13 protein-coding genes and 1 pseudogene are annotated in these 13,795 nt (G+C 73.6%); 1 reads left to right on the top strand and 13 read right to left on the bottom strand.

Annotation, left to right across the window (positions count from 1 at the left end):
• Positions 1 to 240: 240 nt before the first annotated feature.
• The 12 genes and pseudogenes from LCH29_RS28640 to LCH29_RS28695 form a co-directional block, all read right to left on the bottom strand.
• Positions 241 to 573, bottom strand: a pseudogene (locus tag LCH29_RS28640) (alpha/beta hydrolase); the annotation flags it as partial.
• Between the two features lie 3 nt (positions 574 to 576).
• Positions 577 to 1,821, bottom strand: coding sequence for a kynureninase (kynU, locus tag LCH29_RS28645; RefSeq protein ID WP_446464586.1), 1,245 nt, complete (start codon positions 1,819 to 1,821; stop codon positions 577 to 579).
• Positions 1,814 to 2,689, bottom strand: a complete 876-nt coding sequence (locus LCH29_RS28650) for a tryptophan 2,3-dioxygenase family protein (RefSeq protein WP_009716249.1) — start codon at positions 2,687 to 2,689, stop codon at positions 1,814 to 1,816. The genes kynU and LCH29_RS28650 overlap by 8 nt, the downstream gene beginning before the upstream one ends.
• Positions 2,690 to 2,898: 209 nt before the next feature.
• On the bottom strand, positions 2,899 to 3,312 hold the full coding sequence (locus LCH29_RS28655) for a DUF3151 domain-containing protein (protein WP_063735524.1): 414 nt from the start codon (positions 3,310 to 3,312) through the stop codon (positions 2,899 to 2,901).
• Positions 3,313 to 3,391: 79 nt separating this feature from the next.
• Complete coding sequence (locus LCH29_RS28660) at positions 3,392 to 5,029, bottom strand: MFS transporter (protein WP_446464587.1); 1,638 nt, start codon at positions 5,027 to 5,029, stop codon at positions 3,392 to 3,394.
• A 238-nt stretch (positions 5,030 to 5,267) separates the two neighbouring features.
• The gene (gene fbaA, locus LCH29_RS28665; RefSeq protein WP_398295950.1) at positions 5,268 to 6,290 is read right to left on the bottom strand and encodes a class II fructose-bisphosphate aldolase; all 1,023 of its coding nucleotides are present in this window, start codon (positions 6,288 to 6,290) and stop codon (positions 5,268 to 5,270) included.
• A gap of 303 nt (positions 6,291 to 6,593) precedes the next feature.
• A complete protein-coding gene (gene pyrE / locus LCH29_RS28670) occupies positions 6,594 to 7,139 on the bottom strand; it encodes an orotate phosphoribosyltransferase (RefSeq protein WP_446464588.1) in 546 nt (181 codons plus the stop codon).
• Positions 7,140 to 7,186: 47 nt separating this feature from the next.
• The gene (locus tag LCH29_RS28675) at positions 7,187 to 7,999 is read right to left on the bottom strand and encodes an aldose epimerase family protein (protein ID WP_446464589.1); all 813 of its coding nucleotides are present in this window, start codon (positions 7,997 to 7,999) and stop codon (positions 7,187 to 7,189) included.
• 59 nt (positions 8,000 to 8,058) lie between these two features.
• Complete coding sequence (locus LCH29_RS28680) at positions 8,059 to 8,901, bottom strand: SRPBCC domain-containing protein (RefSeq protein WP_446464590.1); 843 nt, start codon at positions 8,899 to 8,901, stop codon at positions 8,059 to 8,061.
• 67 nt (positions 8,902 to 8,968) lie between these two features.
• Entirely contained in the window at positions 8,969 to 10,561 is a 1,593-nt protein-coding gene (locus tag LCH29_RS28685) for a polyamine aminopropyltransferase (RefSeq protein ID WP_446464591.1), read from the bottom strand.
• 98 nt (positions 10,562 to 10,659) lie between these two features.
• Entirely contained in the window at positions 10,660 to 11,211 is a 552-nt protein-coding gene (locus LCH29_RS28690; protein WP_446464592.1) for a DUF2617 family protein, read from the bottom strand.
• A 270-nt stretch (positions 11,212 to 11,481) separates the two neighbouring features.
• Positions 11,482 to 11,784 (bottom strand): hypothetical protein, encoded by a 303-nt coding sequence (locus LCH29_RS28695; RefSeq protein WP_446464593.1) that lies wholly within the window; start codon positions 11,782 to 11,784, stop codon positions 11,482 to 11,484.
• 142 nt (positions 11,785 to 11,926) lie between these two features.
• Between LCH29_RS28695 and LCH29_RS28700 the strand changes: the two genes are divergently transcribed.
• Complete coding sequence (locus LCH29_RS28700; protein ID WP_446464594.1) at positions 11,927 to 13,096, top strand: pyridoxal phosphate-dependent aminotransferase; 1,170 nt, start codon at positions 11,927 to 11,929, stop codon at positions 13,094 to 13,096.
• An 85-nt stretch (positions 13,097 to 13,181) separates the two neighbouring features.
• Here the strand turns inward: LCH29_RS28700 and LCH29_RS28705 are convergent, their stop codons facing one another.
• Positions 13,182 to 13,718, bottom strand: coding sequence for a YbjN domain-containing protein (locus tag LCH29_RS28705; protein WP_123101779.1), 537 nt, complete (start codon positions 13,716 to 13,718; stop codon positions 13,182 to 13,184).
• Positions 13,719 to 13,795: the final 77 nt, after the last annotated feature.

The following is a 13,795-nucleotide window of genomic DNA, read 5'->3' on the forward strand; positions in this document are numbered from 1 at the left end:
GCGTTGGCCAATGCCCTCGGCGTCATGCGGCCCGAGCGGCACCGCCCCGGCATCGCCGCCACCGGAAGCCACCGATCCGCCGTCGCCGCCCGCCGCGGGGCCGCCGCGGGCCGCGCCCTGCGGGCCCTGGCCGGGGTCTTCGGCGTAGGGCCCGACGGGCGCCGCCCCGGCGTCGCGGCCGCCGGGAGCCGCCGGTCCGCCGTCGCCGCCCGCCGCGGGGCCGCCGTCCGTGCCCTGCGGGGCCTGGCCTGGGTCTTCGGCGTCGTGCGGCCCGCGGGGCGCGGCCCCGCCGTCGCCGCCCGCAGCCGCGCCGCGGCGGTACTCCGGCAGGGCCACCGCCAGGCCGCGTTCCGCCAGGTAGGCGGCGAAGGGCGAGAGGTGGTGGCGGTCGTAGGGGGCGCGCCAGGCGCCGCCGTGGAAGAGGATCACCAGCGGGGCGGGGGCCGCCGGGGCGTGGGGGAGGTGGAAGTCCACCACCTGGTCCGGGTGTTCGCCGTACGCGGCCGTCGCGTCCGGCGCCACCGGGGCGTGGCCGAACAGGGACGCCTCCTCGGCGGCCGCGTCGCGTGGCATCGGTCAGCCCACCTCGTCCAGCACGTCGGCCAGCACCCGCGCCGCCCGCTCCACCTCGGCGAAGCCGGTGTACAGCGGGGTGAAGCCGAAGCGCAGCACGTCGGGGCGGCGGAAGTCGCCGACGACGCCGCGGCGGACCAGTTCGGCCATCGCCGGGCCCGCGTCCGCGCAGCGCAGCGCGACCTGGCTGCCGCGTTCCGCGTGGGCGGCCGGGGTGACGGACCGGACGCGCCCGGCCGGTACGTACCGTTCGACGCACCGCAGGAAGAAGTCCGTCAGGGCCAGGCTCTTCGCCCGTACGGCCTCTACGGGGACGTCGTCCCACACCTCCAGCGCGGCTTCGAGCGCCAGCATGGAGAGGATGTCGGGGGTGCCGACGCGGCCGCGTACCGCGCCGTCGGCGGGGGTGTACGCGGCGTCCATGCCGAAGGGGTCGGCGTGGGAGTTCCAGCCGGGCAGCGGGGAGTCGAAGCGCGGCTGGTGCTCCCGCGCCACGTACAGGTAGGCGGGCGCGCCGGGCCCGCCGTTGAGGTACTTGTACGTACAGCCGACGGCGAGGTCGACCCCGTGCGCGTCGAGCCCCACCGGGAGCGCGCCCGCGCTGTGGCACAGGTCCCATACGGCGAGGGCCCCGGCCGCGTGCACGGCGGCCGTCGTACCGGGCAGGTCGTGGAGGCGGCCGGTCCGGTAGTCGACGTGGTTGACGAGCGCGACGGCGGTGCGCGGCCCGACCGCGGTCGGCACGTCGCGCGCCGCCACGGCCCGCACGGTGCAGCCGGTCATGCGGGCGGCGGACTCGGCGATGTAGCCGTCGGTGGGGAAGGTGGCCTCGTCCACCACGATCTGGTCGCGGTGGGCGCCGCGCTCCTGGGCGATGCGTACCGCGGCGACGACCGCCTTGAAGACGTTCACGCTGGTCGAGTCGCCGACCACCACCTGTCCCGGGGCGGCGCCGACGATCCGCCCCACGCGGTCGCCGATGCGCTCGGGGGCGGTCCACCAGCCGCTCTCCTCCCAGGAGCGGATGCGCAGCTGTCCCCATTCGCGGGCCACGACGTCGGCCAGCCGGGCGGGGACGGCGCGGGGCAGCGCGCCGAGGGAGTTGCCGTCGAGGTAGACGGTGTCGGCGCCCGTCTCGTCGTCGAGGGCGAAGGCGTCGCGCTTGGCGCGGAGTTCATCGGCCGCGTCGAGCGCGGCGGCCTCGTCGGTCAGGTCCGAGGCGTCCGTGGGGATCGTCGCGTCAGACATGGCTACGGGCCGTCCACAGCTCGGGGAAGACGTTCTTCGTGGCGCGCTTCTCCAGCCAGGCGACCCCGGCGGAGCCGCCCGTTCCGGTCTTGGCGCCCATCGCCCGCCGGGTGGCCACCAGATGGTCGTTGCGCCAGCGCCACACCAGCTCGGCGACCTCGGTCAGCGCCTCGCCGAGCCGGATCAGCTCGCCCTCGCGCGGGCCGGAGTAGATCTCCTGCCACACCCGCTCCACCGCGGGGTCCGGTTCGTACCGGCGGGCCGGGTCGCGGTCCAGCACGGCGGCGGGTACGGCGTGGCCGCGGCGGGCCAGGAAGCGCAGCACCTCGTCGTAGAGGCTGGGTTCGGTCAGCGCCTTCTCCAGCTCCGCGTACTCGCGCGGCGCGCCCCGGTGCGGGACCAGCATGGACGCCGACTTCTCGCCGAGCAGGAACTCCAGCCGCCGGTACATCGCGGACTGGAAGCCGGAGCCGTCGCCGAGCGCGGAGCGGTACGCGTTGAACTGGCCGGGCGTGAGGTGCGCGAGCGGCTTCCAGGACGCGTTCAGCGACTCCAGTTCGTACGTGGAGCGCCGCAGCGCCTCCAGCGCGGTGGGCACGTCGTCCTCGCGCAGCGCCTGCGCGGCGGTGTGCCACTCGTGGACGATGACGGTGAACCACAGCTCCATGACCTGGGTGGTCACCAGGAAGACCATCTCGCCGGGGTCGTCGGAGAGCGGGTGCTGGAGGTGGGTGAGGACGGACGCCCGGACGTAGTCCTCGTACGGGGTCGTGCCCTGGAAGTCCAGGTGGGGCGCTTCCGGTTCGCCGTCGGACGGGACGGCTTCCTCGGGCGCGGGGGCGGTTTTCGGGGCAGGCTGCTGCGACATCGCATCTCCTGAATACGCGCTACCGGGTAGCGGTCCGCCCCATCCCTTCGGTCTCGGAGCCCCGGTCCCCTCAGGGGCCACATCCGTGGTCCCTGCCCGCATCATGCGTGCCGGGCGCGCCGCTCGCAAGTGCGTGTGGCACGTATCCGACGGCGCGAAAAGGGCCTGCCGGTGCGAATCGCCCCGGCAGGCCCACGCCTCGCGACAGGTCAGGAGAGCGTGTCCGCCGCGGTCGGGGAGCTGTCGCGCAGGAACGTCGAGCAGCGCTCGTACTCCTCCTGCTCACCGATGGACTGCGCGGCGCGGGCGAGCGCGTGCAGGGCGCGCAGGAAGCCGCGGTTGGGCTCGTGCTCGAAGGGCACGGGACCGTGGCCCTTCCAGCCGCTGCGGCGCAGGGCGTCCAGCCCGCGGTGGTAGCCGGTGCGGGCGTACGCGTACGACTCGACCACCCGGCCGTTCTCGAACGCCTCGTCGGCGAGCTGGGCCCAGGCGAGCGAGGAGGCCGGGTACTTCGCGGCGACCTCGGAGGGAGCCGCGCCGGACGCGAGCAGTTCCCGGGGCTCGGGGTCGTCGGGCAGATGGGTCGGGGGCGGTCCCCCGAGCAGGTTCTCGTGAATGGCCATGGGTTCCAGTCTGCCGGACCACCCGCCCCGCCCGCCGCCCCACACCCGGTCCCGGCCGCCCCCGCTGGGCCGTGGCAGGTCAGGCGGGTGGACCGCCGGGGTGGCCGGGACCGGCGCGGCGGCGGGGCCGCTCGCCCGGGTCCAGGGGCGGGGCGCCCACCCCGCAGTGGTACGCGCACTCGGGACGGCAGGGGCGCTCCTCCGCCGCCCGCGCCCCCTCCTCCTTGGGTGCCCCGGGCTCCGCGCCCCCGGCCCGCTCCAGCGCGTCCGCCCGTACCGACCGCCAGGCGATGAACGCGCCCACCACCAGCACCACCGCGCAGATCGGCATCGCCCGCCGGAAGGACTCCGAGAACCGGTCCGCCGACCGGTACGCCTCCGGGCCCATGCCCGCCAGCAGCGGCAGCGCCGCCACCGCGACCAGGCCCGCCGCCCGCGCCGCCGCGTTGTTGATGCCGCTGGCCAGGCCCGCGCGTCCGACGTCCACCGACGCCAGGACGGTCGCGGTGAGCGGGGCGACGAGCACGACCATGCCCAGTCCCATCACCACCAGTGCGGGCAGCACGTCCCGCCAGTAGACGGCCCCCACCCCGGCCCGGGTCATCAGCAGCATCCCGGCCGCGCACAGCAGCGGGCCGACGGTCAGCGGGATCCGCGGGCCGATGCGCTTCCCCAGCTCACCGGAGCGGGCCGACAGCAGCAGCATCAGCAGGGTCGTCGGCAGCAGCGCGGTCCCCGCTACCAGCGCGGAGTAGCCGACGACCACCTGGAGGTTCAGCACGACCAGGAAGAAGAACCCGCCGAAGGCCGCGTACACGCACAGCGTCACCGCGTTCACGGCGGTGAACTGGCGCGACGAGAACAGGGAGAGCGGCAGCATCGGCTCGGGGCGGACCCGCTCCGCGTACACGAAGGCCACCCCCGCCAGCAGCCCGGCCACGGCGGGCAGCACCACGGAGAGCGACGCGCCCCGCTGCGGCGCGGCGATCAGCGCGTACGTCACCAGGCCCAGCGCGAGCGCGCCGAGCACCGCGCCCAGGACGTCGAACCGGCCGTGCGCCCGCGGATCCCGGGACTCCGGTACGTGCCGCAGCGCGACGGGGACGCACACCGCCGCCAGCGGCACATTGAGGAAGAACACCCAGCGCCAGCCCGGACCGTCCACCAGCCAGCCCCCGAGGAACGGCCCGATCGCCGCCCCCACCCCGCCGAACCCGGACCACAGCCCGACCGCCCGGGCCCGGTCGTCGGGGTGGATGACCGACTGGATCAGCGCCAGCGAGCCGGGGGTGAGCAGCGCCCCGCCGATGCCCTGGAGCGCGCGGGCGCCGATGAGCACCCCGGCGTTCGGCGCCATCCCGCACAGCAGGGACGCGAGCGCGAACCACACGACGCCGACGATGAACACCCGCCGCCGCCCGAAGCGGTCACCGAGCGCCCCGCCGAGGAGGATGAGCCCGGCGAGGGTGAGCATGTACGCGTTGACGGTCCACTGGAGGACGGCGAGATCGGCGCCGAGGTCGAGGCCGATGCGGGGCAGGGCCACGTTGACGACGGTGCTGTCGAGGAGCGCCATCGCGGAGCCCAGCACGGTGGTGAGCACGACCCACCGCCCGGAGGCACTGGAGAGCCGCACCGCGGTGGGGGCCGGGGCGCCCGGCGGCCCGGCCGCGCGCCTCCACGCCCGCCCGGGCCGCCGGGGCGAGGCATCGCTCATACCTGGATCATCCCCGCAGCCGCCGGAAGCGGCCAGCCCGCGGACGCGAGGCGTTCGGCGGGCGGCCCACGGGACCCGCCCGCGGCGTGACCCGGCCGGTGCCCCTGCGGCGAGGCAGCGGGCGACGGCCCCGGACAGCCCGCGGGCCCGGGTCCGCCGTGAGGGCGGGCCCGGGCCCGTGGACGGGCGCCGCGCGGCGGGTGCGGGGCCGGGCCCCGCACCCGGCGCGCCGGGCGGATTACTTCAGCTTGGTGCCGGTGGAGCGCAGGTTCGCGCAGGCCTGGGTGACGCGCTCGGCCATGCTCTTCTCGGCGACCTTGCCCCAGCTGCGCGGGTCGTAGGTCTTCTTGTTGCCGACCTCGCCGTCGACCTTCAGCACGCCGTCGTAGTTGCGGAACATGTGGTCCGCGATCGGCCGGGTGAAGGCGTACTGGGTGTCGGTGTCGAGGTTCATCTTCACCACGCCGTTCTCCAGCGCGGTCAGGATCTCCTGCTCGGTGGAGCCGGAGCCGCCGTGGAAGACGAAGTCGAACGGGTCGGTCTTGCCGGACTTCGCGGCGATGCCGTCCTGGAGCTGGCGCAGCAGCTCCGGGCGCAGCACGACGTTGCCCGGCTTGTAGACGCCGTGGACGTTACCGAAGGAGGCGGCCAGCAGGTAGCGGCCCTTCTCGCCCAGGCCCAGTGCCTCGGCCGTGCGCTCGACGTCGGCGACGGTGGTGTACAGCTCGTCGTTGATCTCGTGCGAGACGCCGTCCTCCTCGCCGCCGGTCGGGGTGATCTCGACCTCAAGGATGATCTTGGCCTTGACCGCCTCGGCCAGCAGCTCCTGCGCGATGCGCAGGTTGTCGTCCAGCGTCTCGGCGGAGCCGTCCCACATGTGGGACTGGAACAGCGGGTTCTGGCCGCTCGCGACGCGCTCCTGGGAGACCGCGAGCAGCGGACGCACATAGCCGTCCAGCTTGTCCTTCGGGCAGTGGTCGGTGTGCAGCGCGATGTTGACCGGGTACTTCTTGGCGACGACGTGCGCGAACTCGGCGAGCGCGACCGCGCCGGACACCATGTCCTTGTCGTACTGGCCACCCAGGAACTCGGCACCACCGGTGGAGATCTGGACGATGCCGTCGCTTTCCGCCTCGGCGAAGCCCCGCAGCGCAGCGTGCAGCGTCTGCGTCGAGGTCACGTTGATCGCCGGGTAGGCGAACTTGCCTGCCTTCGCCCGGTCGAGCATCTCGTTGTAGATCTCAGGGGATGCGATGGGCATCTGTCCGCTCCTTGTGATGTGCGGGTGAGGTTCTTGGCCCTGACCTAGGGGGAGTCCTGCGGCGACGTCATCGTCGTGGCCATCTTCCCAGACTCCGCCGATTGCTCCACACGGCGCACGCGGGGACCACACGGACGGGGGTGGGTGGTTTCACGTGAAACCACCCACGCGATTACCTCAGGTCAGCTCAGCTGGTCGGCTCGGGTCGGCGGTCGGCGGTCGGCTCGGGTCGGGGGTCGGCTCGGGTCGGCGGTCGGCTCGGCTTCGGCTCGGCTTCGGCGGTCGGCTCGGCTTCGGCTCGGGTCAGCTCAGGCCGAGGTCGGCGAGCGAGTACGCCGGTACGTAACGCAGCCCGGCGTCCGCGATCGCGGGCGCGGCCCCGCGCTCGACGATCGTGGCGACCGCGACGACCTCGGCACCCGCCTCACGCGCCGCCTCGACGGCGGTCAGCGGCGAGCCGCCGGTGGTGGAGGTGTCCTCGACCACCAGCACCCGCCGGCCCGTGATGTCCGGGCCCTCGATCCGGCGCTGGAGACCGTGGGTCTTCTGCGCCTTGCGGACGACGAAGGCGTCGAGCCCGCGGCCCCGCGCGGCGGCCGCGTGCAGCATGGACGTGGCCACCGGGTCGGCGCCCAGGGTCAGGCCGCCCACCGCATCGAAGTCCAGGTCGGCCGTGGCGTCCAGCATGACCTGCCCGACCAGGGGCGCGGCCTCGGCGTCCAGGGTGATCCGGCGCAGGTCGATGTAGTAATCGGCCTCCTTGCCGGAGGAGAGGGTCACCTTGCCGTGGACCACGGCCTTGTCCTTGATCTGCTGTAGCAGGGCGTCACGCGCTTCGCTCATGCGCATGAGCTTAGGCGGTGTCCGTACCCACCCCCACGGGCCCCCAGGGGCGCCTACCTCAGGTCGCGCCAGCTCCACGTCATGGAGATCTCCAGCGGGTCGATGGGCGTGACCAGGCGGGGAAGGGTGTTCAGACCGTTCGGCGGCCCGGACTGCGGCTCGACGCACACCGCCTCCGCCTGCTCGTCGTAGACCACGACCCATTCGCTGCGGCTGGTGACCTTGAGTTCGAGCCGCTCCGGCCAGGTCAGCGTGACGTCCACGCCGTCCGGCATGCCGAAGCAGTCGTCCCACGGGCCGGGGCGCGGCGGGATGCGGTGGCCGGTGGGGAGGTGGTTCTCGCCGCGCTCCTCCTGCCACTCCGCGGCGAAGGACAGCTCGACGTCGGCGCCGCCCTCGCCCAGGTTGCGCAGGAACCACGGGTGCCACCCGGCCTGCGCCGGGAAGGAGTCGCCCTCCGTCTCCACGCTCAGGGTGACGGTCAGCGCGTCCGCGGCCAGCTCGAAGCTCTGGGTGACCCGGCCCTCGTACGGCCAGGGGTCGGCGAGGTCGTAGGTGAAGGCCGCGCTGTCCGGCCCGGTGCGGACCGTGCGCCAGGCGAGGTCCCGGCCGGTGCCGTGGATCGCGTGCGGCGGGGAGTTGACGGGCAGCTGATGGCTCCGGCCGCCGTCGCGGAACCGTCCCAGCTCGACCCGGCCGCACCAGGGCACCATCGGGAAGGACCCGTACCGGGGGCCCTGCCGCAGCAGCTCCGTGCCACCGAGGCGCAGCGAGCCGATGCGGCAGCCGTTGTCGGGCGAAACGGTCAGCTCGGCGTCCCCGGCGGCCAGCCGGACGCCCTTGGTCTCCGTTGTCTCTTCGGTCACGCCCCGACCCTATGCGCAGCCGCTCGGCGACGGCGAGGAATCACCAGCTCACCAGCGGCTCACCGGCGGCGGCGCAGGACGCGCCGTCCGACGACGACGGCCGACGCGATCACCACGGCCGCGGCGGGCGCGGCCCAGCGCAGCGTGGCACCGGTCGAACCGGCCTCGGGCGCCGGTACGGGGGCGTAGCGGCCGCGGGGCGGGGCGTGGTCGACCTCCTCGGTCGAGCGGCCGATCATGGTGCGGCGGGCGTGCGCGGCCTCGGCCGGGGGCTCGTCCTCGTCGAGCCCGCCCAGCTCGGCGAGGGCGCCGACGTCCTCCACCTGGTCGACGTCGTCGAGGTCGCCGATGTCGTCCACGTCGACGTCCTCGGCCTCCTCGGCGGCCTCGGCCCGGGCGGCGTCCTCGGCGCGCAGCGGCAGGTCCGCCTCGGTGAGCGGGTCGTGCTCCGCGGGCGGGCTGATCGGGGCCGCCTCGAGACCGGACGCCAGCGCCGACCCGAAGCGGTCCAGCAGCCGGCGGGCCACCGTCTCGGTCGCGTGCGCGTCGAACTCGGCCAGCCGCCCCTCGCTGCGCACGGTGCCGGAGCAGAGCAGCCCCGTACCGCCGCCCTCCACGGCCCGTGGCGTCAGGGTCAGCGCGAGCTTCACCGAGCCGCCGCCCCGCGCCTCGGTGCCCTCGCCCTCGACCTCCACGCCACCGCCGCGCTCGGTGAGGCGCAGCGAGCCGCGGTAGGTGATGGTGGATCCGCCGATGCGCAGCCGCAGCCGCCCGGCGAGCGGACCCGCGTCCTCATCGGCATCCTGCTGGAGCCCGGGGACGCAACGGGCGATGCGGTCGGGCTCCGAGAGCGCCTGCCGGACGGTGTCGACGGGAAACGGAACGAACACCTCATGCTCCATAGCTCAAGACACTACCCACCGCGCGTTCGCTGAGACCCGTTCCCACGCAACTTTCGCCCCCGAGGTATCAGTCGTAGCGCGGGTGCATCAGGGTCGACGGCGGCAGATGCGGTTCCCGGCTCCGTTCCGCCGCGCGCCGCGCCGCGTCCAGACCGGCCGGGGTGAGCGAACGGGGGCGGGGGCCGTGGGGGGCGAGGCCCAGCCGGACCGGTCCGCGGGCCGCGAGCAGGAACCCCCAGTCGCGCGGTCCGTCCCCCGTCGGCCCGTCGGCCATGGGTCCGCCGGGCGCCGGGGGCACCGTCACCACGTACGGCACCGTGCGCAGCCCCACCGATCGCATCGTCGCGTCCACCGTCCAGTACGCGCGGGGCCGCGGGCCCGCCTCCCCCGCGTGCACGGCGAGCCGGCCGCCGGGGGCCAGCACCCGTTCCGCCAGGCCGTAGAACTCCTGGGAGTACAGCTTGGTGCTCGGGGTGAGACCGGGGTCGGGCAGATCGCACACCACGACGTCGTACGCCGCGCTGCGCCGCAGCCAGTCGAAGGCGTCCGCGGTGACCACCCGCACCCGTGGATCGCGGTAGGCGCCCGCGTTGAGGGCGGAGAGCGCGGGGTCGCGGCGGGCGAGCCGCACCACCCCGGGGTCGCGCTCGACGACGGTCACCGACCGGACCCCGCCGTACCGCAGCACCTCGCGGGCCGCTAGCCCGTCGCCGCCGCCCAGCACCAGGACCCGGCGGTGCGGTCCGGCCGCCATCGCGGGGTGGATCAGCGCCTCGTGGTAGCGCAGCTCGTCGTGCCCGCTGACCTGGAGCCGCCCGTCGAGGAACAGCGACAGCGGGCGCCCGCGGGTCCGGCCGCCGGTGAGCACCACCTCCTGGACGCCGGTGCGCACCGCGACGCGCACCTCCGGCCCGTACACGGCCTGCCGGGCGGCCCGTTCGAAGGAGGGGGTGAGGACGGCGCCCGCGGCCAGCAGGGCGAGCACCAGGGCGTTGGTGACGATCAGCGCCCACCGGGACCGTGCGCTCAGATCGCGGCGGAACAGCCACAGCACGAGCGCCCCGCCCGCCACCGCGTTGACCGCGCCGGTCACCAGGGCGCCGGTCAGCTGGCCGAACGCGGGCAGCAGCAGGAACGGGAAGGCGAGCCCGCCGACCAGCGCGCCCACGTAGTCGGCGGCGAACAGATCGGCGACCGCGCCGCCCGGGTCCTGCCGCCGCACCCGCTGGATGAGCGTCATCAGCAGCGGCACCTCGGCGCCGATGAGCACGCCGATCGCGATCGAGAAGCCGACCAGCGCGGGGCGCGACTGCCCGCACCACGCGAAGGACGCGTACAGGGCCATCGCCGAGCAGCCGCCGAGGAGCGCGAGCACCGCCTCGACGGCGCCGAAGCCGACCGCGGCGCGGCAGCGCAGCCGCTTCGCGAGCAGGGAGCCGACGCCCATGGCGAAGACCATCACCGACAGGACGACGGACGCCTGGGTGACCGAGTCGCCCACCAAGTAGGAGGCGAGGGCGACGAGTTCGAGTTCGTAGACCAGTCCGCAGGCGGCGCAGACGAAGACGGTGACGAGGATGAGGAAGCGGCCGAACCCGGCCCGTACGGGCAGCCGCACCGGATTCTCGGGCTCCGGCGCGGGCTTCGGGGATTCGGTCACGAACGGAACGCTACGTTACAAATCACCCATGTCTGGTCACCCACAAGGGTGCACTGACGGCCGCTCATCCGTACACCGCATCATCCGCAGACCAGATTTCAGCGGGAGGACACCGGATCGGCGGGAGGGCGGAGCGACATCGGTATGGACGCCACCCCCAGACAGGTACGGGTCGTCACCAACCGGCCCTCCTGCGGATAGGCGTGCCAGGTGCGCCACCCCACCGTGCCCTCGTTCCACTGCGCGAGCAGCGCGGTGAACGCGTGCGGGCTGCCGGGGAACGTCCCGGCCAGGCCGTGCGGATGATCGGCGACCAGGGCGAGTAACTCCTGGGCCCGCCCGGCGAACGATCCTTTCGACAACTCCTCGACGCGCGCCGCGAATTCGTACTCACGGCCGTCGACGAGGGTGGAAACCCCCAGCGGAAGCGGGGTGCGACTGCCGGACATACAGGCCACGGTCTCCGAACAGCGCCCGTCCTCCGCTTCGAGGAGGACCTGGTGCGAGGCGCCAAGAAGCCTCAACTGCACTGCGAAACCGTGAAGTCGGAGGTCGAGCACGGCCAGGGCCGGAAGCGGTTCCCGCCCCAGGGCCCAGGCCAGGTCGTCGGCGCGGGTGTCGGTGTAGGCAGTCTTGAGGGTCGTGAGCATGGGTCGGCTCCGCAAGCACGCAGGGGAAAGGTGGGCCGGCTCGCCCCGCGGTGGTCCAGGGGTATGCGGATACGCCGGCTCGTGCCCACGTGGGGTCCGTAGGGCGGTGGTATACGGAATCATGAAATGGTCGACGCCACATCGTTTTTACCCACCTTCGCCGGGTTTCCACCCCCTAGGGCGGTCCCCAGTTCAAGTGTTCAACACACGTGCGCCCGGCGCACGTTGGCGCGCCGGGCGCATGGTCGGCCGGTTCCCCCGGTGGGCGGCTCAGGCGCCTCCCCCGCAGCCACCGCCGCCGCCACCGCCACCGCCACCGCAGCCCCCTCCGCCGCCGCAGCCGCTGCTGCCACCGCAGCTGCTGCCGCCGTGGTGGCCCCCGCCACCGCCGCAGCCGCCGCCGCTCGAACCGCCACTGCCGAGCCACCAGCCACCGCCGACCGCTCCGCCGGACGACCCGGCCCCGTACGCCCCCCGGCGACCCCCGTACCGCTTCCTGGCCTTACCGGCGCTCAGTGCCGCGACCGCCGCGACCGCGAAGACCACGACGACGAACACGATGACAAAACCCATGGGTCCTCACTCCTTCCCATCCCCCGTAGCGAGCCCCCCGTAGCGAGGTACCGCTCTGTCGTGTCTGTCCGGCTCCTGCCCGGCTTGCACCCCCTCAAAAGCGGAGTTGAGGAAGTCCAGAGGTTCGACGGAGGATGGGCCCATGGGACGACCGCTGCTCAACCGCCGGCTGGCCGCATTCGGCACGACGATCTTCGCCGAGATGTCGGCCCTCGCCGTGCGCACCGGTGCCATCAACCTGGGCCAGGGCTTTCCCGACACCGACGGCCCCGAAGAGGTGCGCGAGGCCGCGGTGCGCGCCCTGCGCGACGGCCGCGGCAACCAGTACCCGCCCGGACCCGGCATCCCCGAGCTGCGCACGGCCGTCGCCGAGCACCAGGGGCGCTTCTACGGCCTGACCTACGACCCCGACACCGAGGTGCTGGTCACCGCGGGCGCCACCGAGGCCATCGCCGCCTCACTGCTGGCCCTGCTGGAGCCGGGCGACGAGGTGATCGCCCTGGAGCCGTACTACGACTCGTACGCGGCGTGCATCGCGATGGCGGACGGCACCCGCGTCCCGGTCACCCTCCGCCCCCACGAGGGCGCCTTCCGCCTCGACCTGGACGAGCTGCGCGCCGCGGTCACCGACCGCACCCGCCTCATCCTGCTCAACACCCCGCACAACCCCACCGGCACCGTCCTCACCCACGACGAGCTGGCCGCCGTCGCCGCCCTCGCCGTCGAGCGCGATCTGCTGGTGATCACGGACGAGGTCTACGAACACCTCGTCTTCGGCGACGCCCACACCCCGCTCGCGGGCTTCCCCGGCATGCGCGAGCGCACCGTCACCATCAGCAGCGCGGGCAAGACGTTTTCGTACACCGGCTGGAAGGTCGGGTGGATCACCGCCACCCCGGAGCTGATCACCGCCGTCCGCTCCGCCAAGCAGTACCTCACCTACGTCTCCGCGGGCCCGTTCCAGTACGCGGTCGCCGAGGCCCTCCGCCTGCCGGGCGCCTACTTCGACACCCTCCGCGAGGATCTGCGCACCAAGCGCGACCTGCTGGCCGACGGCCTCACCAACGCGGGCTTCACGGTCTTCCGCCCCTCGGGCACGTACTTCATCACCACCGACATCCGCCCCCTCGGCGAGAGCGACGGCTTCGCCTTCTGCCGCTCCCTGCCCGAGCGCTGCGGCGTGGTGGCCGTCCCGAACGCCGTCTTCTACGACCACCAGGCCCAGGGCGCGCCCTTCGTGCGCTTCGCCTTCTGCAAGCGCGAGGACGTCCTGAAGGACGCGGCGGCCCGGTTGAAGAGCCTGGCGCCCTGACGAACCGGGAGATGGCAAGAGCCCGGCCGCGCGCCGTCGCCCTCGGGGGCGGCGCGTCGACCGGGCTCGTGATCTGTGCTTGTGCTCAGGCCTCGTCGTCGCCCGGCTTCTCGTCGTCGCCGGACTCGATGTCGGTCTCCAGGCCGAGCTGTTCGACCAGCCAGCGGTCGAACTCGATCGAAGCCCGTACCCAGCTGACCGTGCTGGATACGAAGTGCTCCAGGCTGACGCCGGTGCCGATCAGCATCTGCGCTTCACCGATCAACCGGACCGTGCCGTCGTCGTTGGTGTGGCTGTAGACCTTGGGCCACAGGGTGCGGCGGTTCCAGTCGTCGATCACCTCGAGCAGCTGCGGCTTCACTTCGATGCCATGCGGCCGGTCGTAGAACGTCCGGACGGAGAAGACCTGCTGCTCCTCCTCACCACGGAACATGAAGTAGGTGCGGAACTGCTCCCACGGCGCCGCGAGGTCCCCCTCCTCGTCGACGACGTACTTCAGCTCCATCTGCTCCAGCAGCTGCTTGACCAGGTCCTGGTCGGGCAGCACGGGGCCGCTCGGACCCGCCGGTTCGGGCTCGGGCTGGCCCCCGAAATTCGGAATCGAGGACGGGTCGATGCTCACCGTGGATTTCCCTTCGTATGGATACCGCCATCCTCCCTCACATCGGCCCCCGCCGTGCAACCCCGGCCCGGCCTTTG

It is taken from the genome of Streptomyces sp. BRA346, assembly GCF_052851135.1.

What these genes read in the sequence shown, in the direction of transcription:
- kynU (WP_446464586.1), bottom strand. Translation starts at nt 1,821, where the DNA reads ATGTCTGACGCGACGATCCCCACGGACGCCTCGGACCTGACCGACGAG.
- LCH29_RS28650 (WP_009716249.1), bottom strand. Translation starts at nt 2,689, where the DNA reads ATGTCGCAGCAGCCTGCCCCGAAAACCGCCCCCGCGCCCGAGGAAGCC.
- LCH29_RS28655 (WP_063735524.1), bottom strand. Translation starts at nt 3,312, where the DNA reads ATGGCCATTCACGAGAACCTGCTCGGGGGACCGCCCCCGACCCATCTG.
- LCH29_RS28660 (WP_446464587.1), bottom strand. Translation starts at nt 5,029, where the DNA reads ATGAGCGATGCCTCGCCCCGGCGGCCCGGGCGGGCGTGGAGGCGCGCG.
- fbaA (WP_398295950.1), bottom strand. Translation starts at nt 6,290, where the DNA reads ATGCCCATCGCATCCCCTGAGATCTACAACGAGATGCTCGACCGGGCG.
- pyrE (WP_446464588.1), bottom strand. Translation starts at nt 7,139, where the DNA reads ATGCGCATGAGCGAAGCGCGTGACGCCCTGCTACAGCAGATCAAGGAC.
- LCH29_RS28680 (WP_446464590.1), bottom strand. Translation starts at nt 8,901, where the DNA reads ATGGAGCATGAGGTGTTCGTTCCGTTTCCCGTCGACACCGTCCGGCAG.
- LCH29_RS28690 (WP_446464592.1), bottom strand. Translation starts at nt 11,211, where the DNA reads ATGCTCACGACCCTCAAGACTGCCTACACCGACACCCGCGCCGACGAC.
- LCH29_RS28695 (WP_446464593.1), bottom strand. Translation starts at nt 11,784, where the DNA reads ATGGGTTTTGTCATCGTGTTCGTCGTCGTGGTCTTCGCGGTCGCGGCG.
- LCH29_RS28700 (WP_446464594.1), top strand. Translation starts at nt 11,927, where the DNA reads ATGGGACGACCGCTGCTCAACCGCCGGCTGGCCGCATTCGGCACGACG.